Genomic DNA, 14440 nt, shown 5'->3' with positions numbered 1-14440 from the left:
GAGGGGAGCGGTCGGTGCAGGGTGACCAGCTGATCGCTGAGCGTTATCGGTTGCTGGGCCGGGCCGGCACCGGGGGCATGGGTGTGGTCTGGCGGGCGCGGGACGAGCGCCTCGACCGCGTGGTGGCGCTCAAGCAGGCCCGTCTTTCCGACGCGGTGAGCGGCCGCACGCTGCGTCGCGAGGCCCGGCTCGCCGCCGGGCTGCAGCACCCGAACGTGGTCACCTTCTACGACGTCGTCGCCGAGGGCGACGAGCTGTGGATCGTGATGGAGTACGTGCCCTCGCGCAGCCTCGCCGAAATCCTCGCGGCCGAAGGCGCCTTGCCGGTACGCACCGTGGCCGAGATCGGCGTGCAGCTCGCCGACGCGCTCGCGGCGGTGCACGACCGCGGCATCGTGCACCGTGATGTCAAGCCCGGCAACGTGCTGATCACCGAGCAGGGCCTGGCGAAGCTCACCGACTTCGGCATCTCGCGCTCGGTCCGCACCGACGAGACGATCACCGACTCGCCGCTCATCGGCGGCACTCCCGGCTACCTCGCGCCGGAAGTCGCGCAGGGCCATCCGCCGACCGCCGCCTCCGACATCTTTTCCTTGGGCGCCACGCTTTTCTCCGCGGTCGAGGGCTCGCCCCCGTTCGGCGGGGGCAACGAGTACGCGACCATCCGGCAGGCCGCCGAGGGCCCGGTCCCGGAGCCCCGCAACGCCGGCGGCCTGGCCCCGGCGCTGACCGGCCTGATGCGGTTCGCGCCCGCCGAGCGCCCCACCGCGGCCGCGGCGCGCGACCTGCTGGCCGGCAGTCTCGACGGTCTTCCGGCCGCGCCGCCGCACCGTCGCCGGCACAGTGCGCGGCGCCGTCGGCTCATGGTCAGCGGGGCGGTGCTGGCCGCCGTGGTGGTGGTCGTGGCCGCGTTCCTGGTGTTCGTGCGCGACCCGGCCGAGCCGGCCGCGCAGGGCCCGCCCGCCGTCCCGGTGAAGCCGGCGGTGCTGGGCATCGGCGCGAACCCGGCCGGGGCCGACCCGTGCCGCCTGGTCGACGCGGCGCCGCTGAAGACGTTCGGCGACGCCGCGGTCGACCCGGACTACGGCAACTTCGACCGCTGCGACGTGATCATCCAGCGCGGCCAGGACAGCGACGGCGAGGCCAGGCAGGCCGACGTCAAGGTGGAGCTGCTGGACCCGCCCGGCGACGGCGCGCCCGCCGGGCAGCGCACCCGCTCGGGCCCGTTCGCTGTGTTCGGCGACCCCGCGCAGGACGGTGACTGCACCCGGCTGGTGCAGCTGCAGGACCAGTACCTGGTGCGCGTCGACGTCAGCGACGACCAGGGCGACAACCTCGACGTCTGCAAGGCGGCCGACCTCGCCGTCGCCTCGGCCACGAAGGTGCTCACCACCGCGGGCGTGCCGGCGCGCACGACGCCGTACCCGGCGGCTTCGCTCGCCCAGCTCAACGCGTGCACGCTGCTGGACCAGGCCGCGCTCTCGAGCACCGCGGGGGTCACGGCGCCGGTGCGGGTGCAGCCCGGGTTCGGCAACTGGGGCTGTGACTGGGACAGCGACGCGACCACTCGCGCGGTCACCGTGATGTTCGACCGGGACCAGCCGCCCGGGCCGAAGTCGGGCCAGCTGGTCGACGTCGCGGGGCACGACGTCTACACCCTGACCGACGACTTCGCGCCCAAGACCTGCCAGGCTCTGCTGGTGTACCGGCAGTACACCGACGCCGCGGGGGAGGCGGCCGTCGAGCAGATCAAGGTCGTGGTGCACGGCGACCCGCCGTCGGACCGGCTCTGCACCCCCGCCACGGCACTGGCCGGCGACGTCGTCGCGAAGCTGCCGAAGCCGTGACTTCGATGCGCGCCAAGGGCGCCGAGCCGCTGGGCGCCGACCACGGCAGCCTCGCCTACGGGGTGCCCTCGGCGGCGCCCGGCACGGTGTTCGCCCTCGCCGTCACCGGCGGCGTCCGGATGCCGCCGCGCGACGGCCGGAAAGTCCTTTTCGGACGCAACCGCGAGGACGTGCACGTGTGCGTCGGCGAGGACGACCGGAAAGTCAGCCGTCACCAGGGTTTCCTGCTGTGCCGCGGCGACGCGTGGTGGATGCACAACACCGGCCGGCTGCCGATCCGGCTGCCCGGCTCGCGCCTGCTCTTCCCCGAGGAGGAGCCGGTGCCGTTGCCGGAGGGCTACACCGCGGTGTTCGTCCGCGGCTCGTCCGACCGCGAGCACCTGCTGGAGCTGTACGTCGCGGGCGCGGACGGGCGACGGCCGGAGTCACGGCCCCAGGACGTCACGGAGCCCCCGCGGATGTGGCGGCTCAGCCCGGAAGAGCGGCTGGCGCTGGTGTCGCTGGCGCAGCGGTACCTGCTGCAGCAGCCCTACCCGCAGCCCATGGCGTGGCGGCAGGTCGCCGAGCAGCTCGCGGAACTCGAACCGTCCGCCGGCTGGACTTCGAAGCGCGTGGAGCACCTCGTGGTCGCGGTCCGCGCGCGGTTGGCGCGCGCGGGCGTCGCGGGCCTGACGCGTGAAGAAGTCGGTGAGCCGGTGGGCAATTCCCTCAACGACAACCTCGTGAAAGAGCTGCTGCTGTCGACCTCGCTCGTGCCGCCGGACCTGGTGCTGCTGGACGTGGCCGAGGACGGCTGAGCCGCGCTCGTCGGTCCGGGAGGGGTCCCGGCGGTCCCGGCTAGCCTCGCGGCGTGCGGTGGGGTTGGCCGGCGCGCGGATCGGGTTGGGGGTAGGGCGTGGCAGGTGAGGTGGTGCGCACACTGCCCGCCGGGCACCCCAGTCTGGCGCACGGGTTCCCGTCGCCGGCCGGGACGCTGGTGGTGCTCGGGCCGGCCGGGGGAGTGCTGGTGCCGCCCTCGGCGCCGGTGCCGGTGACGTTCGGGCGCAACACGGCCGAGGTCTCGGTGCCGGTGGGGGAGGACGACCGGCGCGTCAGCCGTCGTCACGGCGTGCTCGAGCACGATCGCGACCGCTGGTGGGTGCGGGCCACGGGCAAGGTACCGCTGCGGCTGCCGGAGTCGCGGCTGTTGTTCACCGGCGCCGCCCCCGTGCCGCTCCCGGCGGGTTACCTGCCGTTGTACGTGCATGGCTCGCGGGGGCGCGAGCACGTGCTGGAGGTCCGTGTCGCCGACGGGAGCCCGGTCGTGCCGCCCGCGGCCGCAGGGGTGCTGCGGGCGCGCGAACGGCTCGCTTTCGCCGTGCTGGGCCAGAGTTTCCTGCGCTGGGAGGCCCATCCGCGCCCACTGCCGCTGCTGCGCGCGGCGGACCAGCTGCTGCGCCTGGACCCGGCGGGTGCCTGGAGCGCGGCGGCGGTGGGGGTGGTCGTGGAGCAGGTGCGTGCCCGCTTCCAGCCGGGCTCCGCGGACGGGCCGCTGCTCGAAGCCCTGCTCGCCGCGGCGGTGCTGGTGCCGCCGGACCTGGCGCTGCTGGGCGGGTCCTCGGGGGACAGCGGTGTCGATTGGACTCAGGCGACGACCGGCCGGTGACTTTCCCTCCGCGGTCCGGCTGAGGCGTGGTCCGTGAAGAGCGTCACACAGTGGTTTTCCGCGCCCCTTGGTTCAGGTGCGTCGCGAGGGTCTCCAGTGCCGCGCTGAAGGCGGCGAACTGGTCCGGGCTCAGCGCGTCGACGAGCAGTTCGCCGACCAGCCCGGCGTGGCCCGCGGCGGCGGCCCGCAGCTCCGACCAGCCGTGTTCGGTGAGGAAGGCGATCACGCCGCGGTCGTCGGACTCGCACGAGCGGCGGCCGACCAGGCCCGCCTTCTCCAGCTGGCCGACCTGATAGCTCAGCCCGCTCTTCGACGTCAGCGCCGCGCCCGCGAGGTCGGTCATCCGCAGCGCGCCGCCGGCGGCGGCGAGGCGGGCCAGAACTTCGTACTGTGGGTGCGAAAGACCCGCGTCGTCCCGCAGCTGCTGTTCGACGCGCCGGTTGAGCTGCGAGCTCACCGCCAGGAAGGCCTGCCAGGTCTGCAGCTGGCGCTCGGTGAGCCATCGGGGTTCGGCCATAGGACCAAGGGTAACGCAGGTTGTTCCAATTTGAACCATGTTGTAGGGTCGATCAAGGCATGGTTCGAATTTGAACCACCAGGGGTGAACGGAGCTGGTCGATGACCACGGTGGCAGCGGCGGAGGTGCGTACGCGGGTGCGGATCCCGCTGCGGTTCGACGGTGGCCCGGACGTCTTCGGTGAGGGTCTGGCCGTCGAGGCGGAGGCCGTCACGTTCCGCGGGCTCGCCGACGGGCTGGAGCACCTCGCGTTCGTGCTCGGCGAACCCGGCCCGGTGCCGCTGGTGCGCATGCACTCCGAGTGCCTGACCGGCGACGTCTTCGGCTCGGCCCGCTGCGACTGCGGCCCGCAACTGCGCGAGTCGGTCGCCCGCATCTCCGAGGCCGGCGGCTACCTGCTGTACCTGCGCCAGGAGGGCCGCGGCATCGGCCTCTACAACAAGCTCGACGCGTACGCGCTGCAGGACGACGGCCTCGACACCTACGCGGCCAACGCCGCCCTCGGCCTGCCCGAGGACGCCCGCGACTACACCGCCGCCGCGCAGATGCTGCAGGCCCTCGGCGTCGACCGGGTCGACCTGCTGTCGAACAACCCGGACAAGGCCGCCCAGCTGACCGCGGGCGGCATCGACGTGCGTGAGCGCGTGCGTACCGGGGTGTTCGCGACCGAGACGAATGTGCGGTACTTGCGCGCGAAGGTCGAGCACACGGGGCACAGTCTTGCTTTGCCTGCGGGGCTTGGGCATATCGCCAGCTGAGTCGTCCCCTTTGGTCAGCCGTGGACACTCAGCCGCGTCAGTCCCGCGTCGCCAGTTCGCGAGCCGGTGACGCGGACCGCGACGTAACGCGCTTGTGCCTTCAGCGGCACCGAAACCGTGCGGCCACGGTCACGGCCGGGCGTGGCCGCCGTGGTGTAAGTCCGGCCGTCGGTGCTGTACTCCACCGCGGCGGCAGGAATCCGGCCCGGTGCCCACGCCAGCTCGGCGGCGGCGACCGTCACGACGGAGCCGAGGTCGACCACCATCCGGCCGTCAGACCCGGGACGCCACGCGGTCGCCGGGTTGTCGTCGACGGCGGCTCCGGGGGACGACATCCCTTGCGGCAGCGGCTCCGCCGGGAAGGTGACGGCGCCGAGCGCCAGGTCGTCCAGCGGGTACGGGCGGGTCTGCCGCGCGGCGACGGTGACCGTGCGGCCACCGGGGACCATGACCGAGCGCGCGGGTTCCCCCGCCGGCTCGACGGTCAGCAGCACCGGCGCGCCGGCCGGAGCGGTGAGCTTCAGCTCGGCCGCGTGGGACACCGTCGCTCGCAGCCGGGGCGGTACCGCGCGGCCGAAGGTGCCACGCAGGGTGAACCACGCGGGCTCGATCCGTCCTTCCGCGGGGGCCAGCGCAACCGTCAGGTCGGATCCGCGAGGCGTCACCACCTGCTCGCCCCGGTACAGCGCGACGGTCCCGCCGGTCTGCGGCAGCGAGACCACCGCTGTCGCCGCAGCGCCGGCGAGGTTGAGCAGCACCAGGTGACCGTCCACAACGGACGCACGCACGGACGGTGCGCTGCTCGCTGGCCGCGCCCGGCGGGCGGTGTCGGCGAGACCGCGCGGGTCCGGGTAGCACTCCACCAGCATCGGCGCGACCGGCCCGTCCGCGAGCACGACCCGGTCGCCGGACACGGTGATCGGCCGCCCGGCGCCGGTGACGACGAAGCCGGCCCGGCCGTCGACGTCCAGCCAGCCGCCCGTGGTGCTGAGCGCGGGCTTCGGGTAGGTCGCCGCCGGAGCCCACGTGACGCCGTCGGCCGAAGTCTCCACGCTGTACTTTCGCCCCGCCGCAGCCTCCCAGCTGAGCCTGACGCGGTCGAACGCGTGCGGCGCGCCGAGGTCCACCGCGAGCCAGCTGTCCGCGCGCGGCCGGTCGGCCGTCGACACCGCCCAGCGCGTCGCCGCGTCGCCGTCGGTGGTGAACTTCGCCTCTTTGCCCGGCGCGGCGGACGACGCTGACGCGGTCCCGGCCCGCGCGAGGTCGGCACCGGCCGCGCCGTCGCGGACCTCGAACGCCCACAACGAATAGCCGTAGGCCGGATCCGGCTGCACACCGAGCATCCGGACGTACCGGGCGGTCACGGCCGGGAACACGAGGTTGTCGACCCGGCCGCCCGCGGGAGGCGCCTTCGCGACCGGGACGGTCACGGTGCCTTCGGCGGCGCGGTAAGTACGGCCGCCGTCCAGACCGGGCATGCCGGGCATGTCGAGGTTGTAGACGGACACGACGCCTTCGCCGTCCGCCACGCCCGTGCTCGCGTACACGGCGGCGCCGGTCGGCAGGGTCGCGAAGCCCGCGTACCCGGTGTCGAACTTCAGCACGCCGACGCTGCCGTCGAAGCCGTCACGGACCTTCGTCCACGTCGCGGTGTGGCGCTCGCGTACGGAGAGCGCGGTCGACGGCAGGAACATCGGCGTCGCGCCGCTGAGGGCGAAAAGCCAGTCGTCGTGGTGCGGCTGCCAGGCGAACTTGACGAACCCGGGCTTGGTGACCGTCGCCGCCCACGCCGCGGGGGAGCGGTGCGCGAGCAGGCCGGGGCCGGTGCCGAAGTCGGCGGCGCCCACGGCGTGCGCGTCGAACTCCGCCACGCTCACCGGCCGCACCGTCCCGCCGTGACGGGCGCGCCATTCGTGCAGCAGGTAGCTGATCGCGATCTCCGCGCGCGCCTCCGGCTCGTACTTCGGCTCGCCGGAGAACTTCGTGACGCGGTCGGCCGGCGGGTAGGCCTGGTACGGCTCCAGCCGCGCGGCGAGGTCCGCTTCGGCCCGCGCCGCGTACCGGTCGCCGAGCACCTGCGCGCGGAAGGCGAGCGGGATGACGTCCCGGCCGTAGAGGTGCTCACGGTCGTTCACCATCGGCATCAGCGGCTCGCCCGCGTCGCTGGTCATCAGCAACATGGTGCGCCACAGCAGTTCCCCGTTCGGCTGTGCGGTGAGCACTTCGGGCAGCGGCTGGCCGGAAAGCAGGAAGTGCATCGCGTTGCGGCCCGAGGTCCGCCACAGCTCTTCCTGGTAGTGCGGCCCGAACGAGCCGTGGTTCTCCACCAGGAACGTGTCGTACAGGTTGGTCGCGGTGTTCGCGGAGACGGCGATCCCGTCGACCAGCCGGGGATTGGCCAGGTCCGCGGCGGGCAGGCCGCCCTCGTTCCGGCTCCAGGCGCCGAAGGAGGCGCGCCACGCGCCCGCGCGCGGGTCGCCGGGCGCCCACGCCAGCCCGGGCGCCAGCGACTGGGCGTAGACGCCCATCTCCTCGAGCTTCGTGTCACCGACGTAACCGCCGCTCAAACCGTGCGGGGTCCAGTCACCGGACATCGGGTCGTTGCCCGTGCCGAGCGCGGTGGTGTACGCGGCCTGGCCGGTGGCGATCTTCGTGACGTTCGCGCGGGTCGCGTCGTCCAGGTCCGTCCACAGTAGACGCGCGGCGAGCTGGAAGTAGGACTGGAAAGTGGTGTCGAAGAACAGCCGCCGGCCCCATTCGGTGCCGCCGGTGAGCAGGTTGGACGCCGCGAAGTGCCGGATGGTGCCGACGGTGTGCGTGTGCAGCACGTCGCGCGGCACACCGGTCACCGACGCGTCGTAGCCGTCGCGGGTCAGCAGCACGGCGTTGCCCAGCACCACGGCGAAGGTGAAGTCCGTGGCCGGGTAGATCCCCTTCGCGGCGTCGAACTGCGCCTCGGCCCAGCGGGTGTGCCGCAGCAGGACCCGGAGGTACGTCGCGGCGACGTCGTCGGGTGGACCACCCGCGGCGCTCCCGGCGCTTCCCGTGCTTCCGGCGGGCGCGCTCCCGGCCGCCGCTGCCATCGGTGTCACCAGGCCCGCGGCGAACACCGCCACCCCGCCCGCGCCCAGTACGCGCAGGGCCTGCCGCCGGTTCAGCCCATCCGGTCCGTGCACCACCGTCACCTCGCTGACAACCTTGTCATCGTGTCGGCGCGATTGTGGCGGCGGCGTCCGGCCCCGGGCAAGGGCCGGGGCCGAACCCGTCCGATTTCGGACAGCGGGACGCCGCCGGCGGGGACGGCCCGGCATGGTCTGATGGGCGGGTGATCATGGACGCGGGCGAACTCGCCCTGTTGGTGCTGGCCGGGGCAGGCGCGGGGCTCACCGGCGCGACGGCGGGGCTGGCCTCGCTCGTGTCGTACCCCGCGCTGCTGGCGGCCGGGCTGCCGCCGCTGGCCGCGAACATGACCAACACCGTCGCGATGCTCGGCACCACGGTCGGTGCGGCGGCCGGCGCGCGGCCGGAGCTGAAGGGCCAGGGCCGGCGGCTGCTGCCGTTGTGCCTGATCACCACGGCCGGCGGCGGCTGCGGGAGCCTGGTGCTGCTGCTGACCCCGTCCGGCGCGTTCACGAAGGTGGTGCCCTGGCTGATCGGGGGCGCGTCGCTGGTGCTGATGGCCGGGCCGCGGCTGCGCCGGCTGGCCGAACACGCGGAGCACCGGGGGATCGGCCCGGTGACGGGTGTCGCCGCGTTCCTGGTCGGCGTCTACGGCGGTTACTTCGGCGCGGCGGCGGGCGTGCTGATGCTCGCGTTGCTCACCACGGTCTGGAGCCAGCCACTGGCCCGCACGAACGCCGCGAAGAACATCGCCACCGGCACCGCGAACCTGATCGCCGCGGTCATCTTCTGCTTCACCGGCGACGTCGTCTGGCCCGCCGCGCTCGCGTTGTGCGTGGGCTCGGTGGCGGGCTCGTGGCTGGGCTCGGTGATCGTGCGGTACCTGCCCGCGACCCCGTTGCGGATCGCGATCGGGATCGGCGGGCTGGCGCTCGCGGTGGTGCTCGGCCGGGCCGCGTTCGCGGGCTGAGGCGGACCCGCGATCGTCACGTCCGTTTCCCGCCAGCCCCGGGGCGGCGGGGTTCGCAGACTGGAGCCGTGAACACCACTTTTCCCGCCCACACGGCCATCGAGCCGGGCATCCTGTACTTCGGCACGCCGGTGGTGCTGATCTCCACGTCCAATGAGGACGGTTCACCGAACCTGGCGCCGATGTCGTCGGCGTTCTGGCTGGGCTGGCGCGGCATGCTGGGGCTCGGCGCGCGCTCGAAGACGACCGTGAACCTGCGGCGCACCCGCGAATGCGTGCTGAACCTGCCGTCCGACGCGCTGGCCGCGGCGGTGGACCGGCTCGCGCTGACCACGGGGTCCGACCCGGTGCCGCCGGGCAAGCTGAAGCGCGGCTACTTCCACGTCGCGGACAAGTTCGGGCGCGCGGGCCTCACTCCGGTCCCGTCCGAGACGGTGGCGCCGCCGCGCGTCGCCGAGTGCCCGGTCGCCATGGAGGCCGTGCTGGAGGCGGTTCATCCGTTCGCCGACGAGGACGAGGCCCAGCGCGGCGGCGTGGTCGGCCTGGAGGTCCGCGTCCAGCGCGTCTTCGTGCACGAGGACATCCGCGTCCCCGGCACGGCCGACCGCATCGACCCCGACCGCTGGCGCCCGCTGATCATGAGCTTCCAGCAGCTGTACGGCCTGGGCCCGCAGGTCCACGAGTCGACGCTGGCCCGGATCTCGGAGCGCCTCTACCGCGGCCCGGACATCGACCGGGCCCGGTCGGCGTCCGTGTAAGCGGACGAAAAAAGCGGCGTCTCCCGATCGTGAAACCGGGAGACGCCGCTCGACGGCACGGAAAATCCCCTGACCCGCCCTCACCCGCTCCGGGAATCAGCACGTGGTGGTGAGGTGTGCCGCGTGCGCGATCACCTGTGCCTGGTGCTGGGCTGCACTGTCGAGGGGGAATCGAACCCCTGCACTGCCCACCGTGCGCCAGGAGGGAGCCGGAAAGACCGCCGGCTCTCGGCTTGTGCTCGCTTTCCCGGGGCGGGTTAACAACTTTCCGTGCCGAAGCCGTTCAGTCCAGGAGGTCGGCCTCCCAGTTGGTGCGCTGGATGTCCACGTCCACCTGGCGCAGCTCCACGGCCACGCGGTCGGCCCGCTCGCGCAGCTCGGCGACCGGCAGGGCGGCCAGGTACCGCAGCTCCGAACGCAGCTGCCGGCCGACGCCCTGAGCACGCCCGGCCGCGGCGTCGGCGGCCGCGGTGAGCACGCTGTGCCGCAGGCGGAGCACGTCGCGGCGGGCGAGGGCGTCGGTCATCGTGCCGGAGCCCAGCGGCGTGGCCGAGTTGGTGCGGTTGATCCGGCGGATCAGCGACTCCAGTTCGTCCAATGTGGAGCCGGCGTCGGCCAGCAGCTCCGCCGCGTCCTCGGCCGGCGTCTCGCCCTCCTGGTAACGCGCGTTCGCGACGATGCGCGTGCGCAGCTGCTCGACCCGCTTCGTGGCGTCGGAGCGCAGCGCGAGCGCCTCCGCGAGCTTCATCTCCCCACTCATGATCACCAGTATCCACTGCCACGCCAGCGATTTATCAGTCGGCGGCCGCCGCCGTGAGCGTCGGGGCCAGTGCCTTGATGCCGGCGGTGACGGCGGCGCGCCCCTTCGCCGAGGAGGTGGCGGCGGGCTGCTGCGTGAGCAGCACTACGACGTACCGCGAGTCGACGATGCCCGTGGTGTTCAGCACCAGCGCCGAGCGCAGGATCATCCAGCCCTGCTTGATCTCCCACGTCGAGCCCGGCAGCCCGTCGGGGATGCCGAAGTACTGCGGATACCCGTCGTCGGCCGGCTGGCGCGCGTCGGCCATCGCGGTGAGCAGCGGCTGTGCCGTGTCGTCGGGCACGGTGTCTTCCAGGTACTGGTAGGTGGTGACGACGTCGTCGGGGCTCATCTTCGTCATGCCCCACTGCCCGGGGTCGGCCGGCGCGACGGTGTGGTCCAGACCCATGAGATCGGCCATCCGCCCGACGATCGTGGTCCCGCCGTCCTCCTCCCACAGCCGCGACGCGATGGCGTCGTCGCTCCCGGCGAGCATGTCGGTGAGGTCGGTTTCGTCGCCGTCGGCCGGCACCTGCCAGGCGCCGGCGTCGTACAGCGAGTCCAGCGCGATCAGGAGCTTGACCACGGACGCGGTGTAGTACGGCGTATCCGCGCCGGTGGAGGCGAGTGTGTCGCCGGTTTTGCGGTCGAGCACCACGAGGCCCACGTGCGTGCCCTTCGACGCCGCGGTCACCGCGTCCGTCACTTCTTCGGCCACCGCGGCGGGATCCGGCAACGCGACCTCCGGCGCAGTGGTGGGGGATTCACTTGTGGACGGTGGGGGACTGCTCGAAGACGACGCCGGGGTAGACGGTGTCGGAGAAGGCGTTTCGGTGACCGCGGCCGGCGTCACCGTGGTGCTGCCCGCGGTGAGCGCGACGACGGCCGTCACAGCCGCCGCCGTGAGCCCGGCGCCCGCGAGGACCCATCTCAGCCGTTCTGCCATATCCCGACAACGCGCCGGGAGTTCCGATCGGCAGCCGATTCCGCCTGTCCGTTTCCTGTGTCTTGCTGTGGAGAGGCTGTGGTCGAGGGTGCGTGCTAACGTCGGCAACGGCTTGCACGGCGCAAGGCAGAGGGAGCGGCGGCAATGGCACGACGGATCGAGTGGGCCGGGCAGGCCTGCCCCATCGCCCGCGCGGTCGACGTCCTCGGCGAGCCGTGGACGCTGCTGATCCTGCGCAACGCCAACACCGGCACCACCCGCTTCGACGAATTCCGCGGCGAGCTCGGCATCGCGGACAACGTGCTCTCCACCCGGCTCGGCAAGCTCACCGAAGCGGGCCTGCTCGCCCGCGTGCCCTACCGCGACGGCGGCCGCACCCGCGACGAGTACCGGCTCACGAAGGCGGGCGCGGACGCCCTGCCGGTCCTGCTGGCCCTCGCCGCCTGGGGCGACGAGCACACCCGCGCCGACCCGCCGGCCGGGCGCATGCGCGTCATCCACCGGGCCTGCGGCGCGAAGACCCGCCCCGCCGAGCACTGCGCGCACTGCGGTGAGCCGATGCCGCGGGAGGAACAGCTGTGGTATCGGCCGTGGCGTTCCCGCGAGCCGGTCCCGCTCGTCGATCCGGTTTCCTGACCCAGGACTCGTGAGTGTTTATGACGGTTCTAACCGTCACAAACACTCACGAGCCAGCTGACTTGCGATAAGAAAGCCAACGGCCTACGGTGCGGTCATGCCGGAACCCGCGCTCGTGACCGCGCCCGCCGCCACCGGACGCCGGGCGTTCGTGGCCCCGGCGGCGACGCTGGCGGCGCTCTACTCCGGCAACAACCTGCCGAGCGCGCTGTATGCGTTGCTGCGCGGCACTTTCGGCTTCTCCGCACTCGTGCAGACACTGCTGTACGCGACCGCCGTGGCGGTGATCGTGCCCGCGCTGCTGGTGTCCGGGCCGTTGTCGGACCTCGTCGGGCGGCGCGGGCCGATGCTCTTCGCGCTGGGCGCGTTCCTGGCCGGTGACGTGGTGTTCGCGCTGGCGCCTGGCACCGGCTGGCTGTTCGTGGCGCGGGTCGCGCAGGGGCTCGGCATGGGCGCGGGTGCGGCGGCGGCGCAGGCGATGCTCGGCGACAGCGCGGGGGAGGGTCAGCGCGGCCAGCGCCGGGCCGCGATGACGGCGACCGCGTGCGTCACCTTCGGCCTCGCGCTCGGCCCGCTGGCCGGTGGATTGCTCGCCCAGTACGGCCCGGCGCCGCGGCACCTTTCGTTTGTCGTGCACGCGGCCGTGGTGCTCGCCGTCGCGCTGCTGGTGCTGCGCACGCCCCGGCCGGCGCCGGTGAAGGTGCGCGGCTGGCGGCCGCCGCGGCTCGGGGTCCCGCCCGCGATCCGGCGGACGTTCGTGATCGTGGCCGCGTCGTCGTTCCTGGCCTGGGCGGTGCTCGGGATGTTCTCCGCCGTGGTGCCGTCGCTGGTCGGCACGCTGCTGGGCTCGGCGAACCTCGCCGTCGCCGCGGCGGCGCTCGCGCTGATGATCGCCACCTCAGGGTTCGTCCAGTTCGGCGGGCGCCGGCTGCTGCCCACCGCGGCGCAGGCGAGCGGCCTGGTGGTGCTCGCCGCCGGGCTGGCCGTGCTGGTGCTCGCGAACGGGGCGCACCTGCCGTGGCTGGTGGTCCCCGCGATGCTCGGCACGGGCGCCGGCCACGGGCTGGTGTTCACCGGCGCGCTCGCGGAGCTGGGCGTCGTCACGCCGCCCGCGGAGCGCGGCTCGGTGATCGGCACCTACTACGTGGTGAGTTACGTCGGGCTCGGCGGTCCGGTGATCGGCGTCGGCCTGCTCGCGATCGCGCACGGGCTGCCGTCCGCCACGGTGCTGGCCGCCGCCGTGATCGGCGGCTGCTGCCTGCTGCTGGCCCCGTTGGTGTTCCTGGAGATCCGCCGCCGCAACCGTCCACAGTGAGCTGGAGGAGACCGTGACCACACGCCGGATCACCCACGAGGCAGTACGGCTGGAAGTGCCCGCGAGGGCGTCGTTCGCCGACTTCCGCGCCCGGTACGAGGAGGCCGTGCCGCGGGTGGACCTCGAGGCTCTGGGCCGGCTCGTCGCCCGCGGCGCGGGCTGGCCGGAGGTCGAGGCGGCCGCGGAAGCCGGTGCGCCCCAAGGCTTCATGCGGTACTGGGAGACCGACGTCGCGGCGATCATGGGGCTGGCCGGCCCGGCGCGGCCGACCGTCACGTACTTGATGGGCAACCACACCATCGCCCAGCGGATGTTCGCCCACGACCCCGGCGTGATGCTGTACGCGCCGCTGCGCACCACCATCCACGAGGACGGCGACGGCGCGGCCTGGTTCACCGTCGACCTGCCCAGCAGCCGCTTCGGCAGCTTCGGCGACCCGGCGGTCACGGCCGTCGGCCGGGAGCTGGACGACAAGGTCGCGGCCCTGCTGGCACACCTCGGCGCGCCGGTAGCCTGACCTCGTACCACCTGGGGAAGGACGGCAGATGACCACGGAACGGATCGGCCCGCCGACGACCGCGGGCGAGCGCGAGACGCTGCGCGCGTTCCTCGACTACCACCGCGCCACCCTGGCGATGAAGTGCGACGGCCTGTCCGACGAGGACCTGCGGCGGCAGTCGATGCCGCCCTCGGCGCTGTCGCTGCTGGGGCTCGTGCGGCACATGGCCGAGGTCGAGCGCGCGTGGTTCCGCCGCGTGATCGACCAGGAAGACGTCCCGCTGGTCTGGTCGGCCGAGGGCGACTTCCAGGTCGCCTACGACGCCACGGACTCCACGCGGTCCGAGGCGTTCACCGCGTGGGAGGCCGAGGTCGAACGGGCGCGTCTCATCGAGCGGCAGGCGGAATCGCTCGATGTGGTCGCGCGCAACCACCGCGGCGGCGAGGACGTCTCCCTGCGGCTGGTGATGCTGCACCTCATCCACGAGTACGCCCGCCACAACGGCCACGCCGACTTCCTCCGCGAGGGCATCGACGGCGTCGTCGGCGCCTGACCGCGCCGGCGCCCGACCGCACTGTGCGGCGCGCCTCCCCGCTCTGCCTTGCCAGGTGCAAGCCAGAGGCCTACGGT

Annotated in this window: 14 protein-coding genes; 10 read left to right on the top strand and 4 right to left on the bottom strand. The window is 73.3% G+C overall.

The annotated features are described in order from the left end of the window. Window positions 1-14: 14 nt before the first annotated feature. From OG943_RS15690 to OG943_RS15680, 3 genes are all read left to right on the top strand, one after another. On the top strand, window positions 15-1847 hold the full coding sequence (locus OG943_RS15690; RefSeq protein WP_328610508.1) for a serine/threonine-protein kinase: 1833 nt from the start codon (window positions 15-17) through the stop codon (window positions 1845-1847). 5 nt (window positions 1848-1852) lie between these two features. After that, complete coding sequence (locus tag OG943_RS15685; protein ID WP_328612072.1) at window positions 1853-2644, top strand: FHA domain-containing protein; 792 nt, start codon at window positions 1853-1855, stop codon at window positions 2642-2644. Window positions 2645-2757: 113 nt separating this feature from the next. Further along, the gene (locus tag OG943_RS15680; protein WP_328610507.1) at window positions 2758-3492 is read left to right on the top strand and encodes an FHA domain-containing protein; all 735 of its coding nucleotides are present in this window, start codon (window positions 2758-2760) and stop codon (window positions 3490-3492) included. A gap of 43 nt (window positions 3493-3535) precedes the next feature. On the opposite strand, the gene OG943_RS15675 is transcribed toward OG943_RS15680, so the two are convergent. Then, window positions 3536-4009, bottom strand: a complete 474-nt coding sequence (locus OG943_RS15675; protein ID WP_328610506.1) for a MarR family winged helix-turn-helix transcriptional regulator — start codon at window positions 4007-4009, stop codon at window positions 3536-3538. 101 nt (window positions 4010-4110) lie between these two features. Here OG943_RS15675 and OG943_RS15670 point away from each other — a divergent pair, with 101 nt between their 5' ends. After that, window positions 4111-4767: a GTP cyclohydrolase II gene (locus OG943_RS15670; protein ID WP_328610505.1), complete on the top strand. Its 657-nt coding sequence runs from the start codon at window positions 4111-4113 to the stop codon at window positions 4765-4767. A 14-nt stretch (window positions 4768-4781) separates the two neighbouring features. On the opposite strand, the gene OG943_RS15665 is transcribed toward OG943_RS15670, so the two are convergent. Further along, window positions 4782-7943, bottom strand: coding sequence for a discoidin domain-containing protein (locus OG943_RS15665; RefSeq protein ID WP_442874724.1), 3162 nt, complete (start codon window positions 7941-7943; stop codon window positions 4782-4784). Window positions 7944-8098: 155 nt separating this feature from the next. Between OG943_RS15665 and OG943_RS15660 the strand changes: the two genes are divergently transcribed. After that, on the top strand, window positions 8099-8857 hold the full coding sequence (locus tag OG943_RS15660; protein ID WP_442874789.1) for a sulfite exporter TauE/SafE family protein: 759 nt from the start codon (window positions 8099-8101) through the stop codon (window positions 8855-8857). 68 nt (window positions 8858-8925) lie between these two features. Beyond that, entirely contained in the window at window positions 8926-9615 is a 690-nt protein-coding gene (locus OG943_RS15655) for a flavin reductase family protein (RefSeq protein ID WP_328610503.1), read from the top strand. A gap of 283 nt (window positions 9616-9898) precedes the next feature. Here OG943_RS15655 and OG943_RS15650 read toward each other — a convergent pair whose 3' ends face one another. Together OG943_RS15650 and OG943_RS15645 are read right to left on the bottom strand one after the other, a co-directional pair. After that, window positions 9899-10375 carry a DIP1984 family protein gene (locus OG943_RS15650; protein WP_328610502.1) on the bottom strand — a complete coding sequence of 159 codons (477 nt, stop codon included), beginning with the start codon at window positions 10373-10375 and terminating at the stop codon, window positions 9899-9901. A 34-nt stretch (window positions 10376-10409) separates the two neighbouring features. Then, window positions 10410-11360 (bottom strand): hypothetical protein, encoded by a 951-nt coding sequence (locus OG943_RS15645; protein ID WP_328610501.1) that lies wholly within the window; start codon window positions 11358-11360, stop codon window positions 10410-10412. Between the two features lie 144 nt (window positions 11361-11504). Between OG943_RS15645 and OG943_RS15640 the strand changes: the two genes are divergently transcribed. The 4 genes from OG943_RS15640 to OG943_RS15625 all read left to right on the top strand — a co-directional run bounded on the left by OG943_RS15640 (window position 11505) and on the right by OG943_RS15625 (window position 14363). After that, window positions 11505-11996: a winged helix-turn-helix transcriptional regulator gene (locus OG943_RS15640; RefSeq protein ID WP_328610500.1), complete on the top strand. Its 492-nt coding sequence runs from the start codon at window positions 11505-11507 to the stop codon at window positions 11994-11996. Window positions 11997-12093: 97 nt separating this feature from the next. Next, window positions 12094-13311, top strand: a complete 1218-nt coding sequence (locus OG943_RS15635; protein ID WP_328610499.1) for an MFS transporter — start codon at window positions 12094-12096, stop codon at window positions 13309-13311. Between the two features lie 13 nt (window positions 13312-13324). Further along, a complete protein-coding gene (locus OG943_RS15630; RefSeq protein WP_328610498.1) occupies window positions 13325-13828 on the top strand; it encodes a DUF302 domain-containing protein in 504 nt (167 codons plus the stop codon). 28 nt (window positions 13829-13856) lie between these two features. After that, window positions 13857-14363 carry a DinB family protein gene (locus OG943_RS15625; RefSeq protein ID WP_328610497.1) on the top strand — a complete coding sequence of 169 codons (507 nt, stop codon included), beginning with the start codon at window positions 13857-13859 and terminating at the stop codon, window positions 14361-14363. Window positions 14364-14440: the final 77 nt, after the last annotated feature.

This window comes from Amycolatopsis sp. NBC_00345, from assembly GCF_036116635.1.
Lineage (GTDB): Bacteria > Actinomycetota > Actinomycetes > Mycobacteriales > Pseudonocardiaceae > Amycolatopsis.
The sequence above is the reverse complement of the archived record's forward strand: the minus strand, read 5'-3'. Positions and strand labels throughout refer to the sequence as shown.

What these genes read in the sequence shown, in the direction of transcription:
- OG943_RS15685 (WP_328612072.1), top strand. Translation starts at nt 1,853, where the DNA reads ATGCGCGCCAAGGGCGCCGAGCCGCTGGGCGCCGACCACGGCAGCCTC.
- OG943_RS15675 (WP_328610506.1), bottom strand. Translation starts at nt 4,009, where the DNA reads ATGGCCGAACCCCGATGGCTCACCGAGCGCCAGCTGCAGACCTGGCAG.
- OG943_RS15670 (WP_328610505.1), top strand. Translation starts at nt 4,111, where the DNA reads ATGACCACGGTGGCAGCGGCGGAGGTGCGTACGCGGGTGCGGATCCCG.
- OG943_RS15660 (WP_442874789.1), top strand. Translation starts at nt 8,099, where the DNA reads ATGGACGCGGGCGAACTCGCCCTGTTGGTGCTGGCCGGGGCAGGCGCG.
- OG943_RS15650 (WP_328610502.1), bottom strand. Translation starts at nt 10,375, where the DNA reads ATGAGTGGGGAGATGAAGCTCGCGGAGGCGCTCGCGCTGCGCTCCGAC.
- OG943_RS15645 (WP_328610501.1), bottom strand. Translation starts at nt 11,360, where the DNA reads ATGGCAGAACGGCTGAGATGGGTCCTCGCGGGCGCCGGGCTCACGGCG.
- OG943_RS15640 (WP_328610500.1), top strand. Translation starts at nt 11,505, where the DNA reads ATGGCACGACGGATCGAGTGGGCCGGGCAGGCCTGCCCCATCGCCCGC.
- OG943_RS15635 (WP_328610499.1), top strand. Translation starts at nt 12,094, where the DNA reads ATGCCGGAACCCGCGCTCGTGACCGCGCCCGCCGCCACCGGACGCCGG.
- OG943_RS15625 (WP_328610497.1), top strand. Translation starts at nt 13,857, where the DNA reads ATGACCACGGAACGGATCGGCCCGCCGACGACCGCGGGCGAGCGCGAG.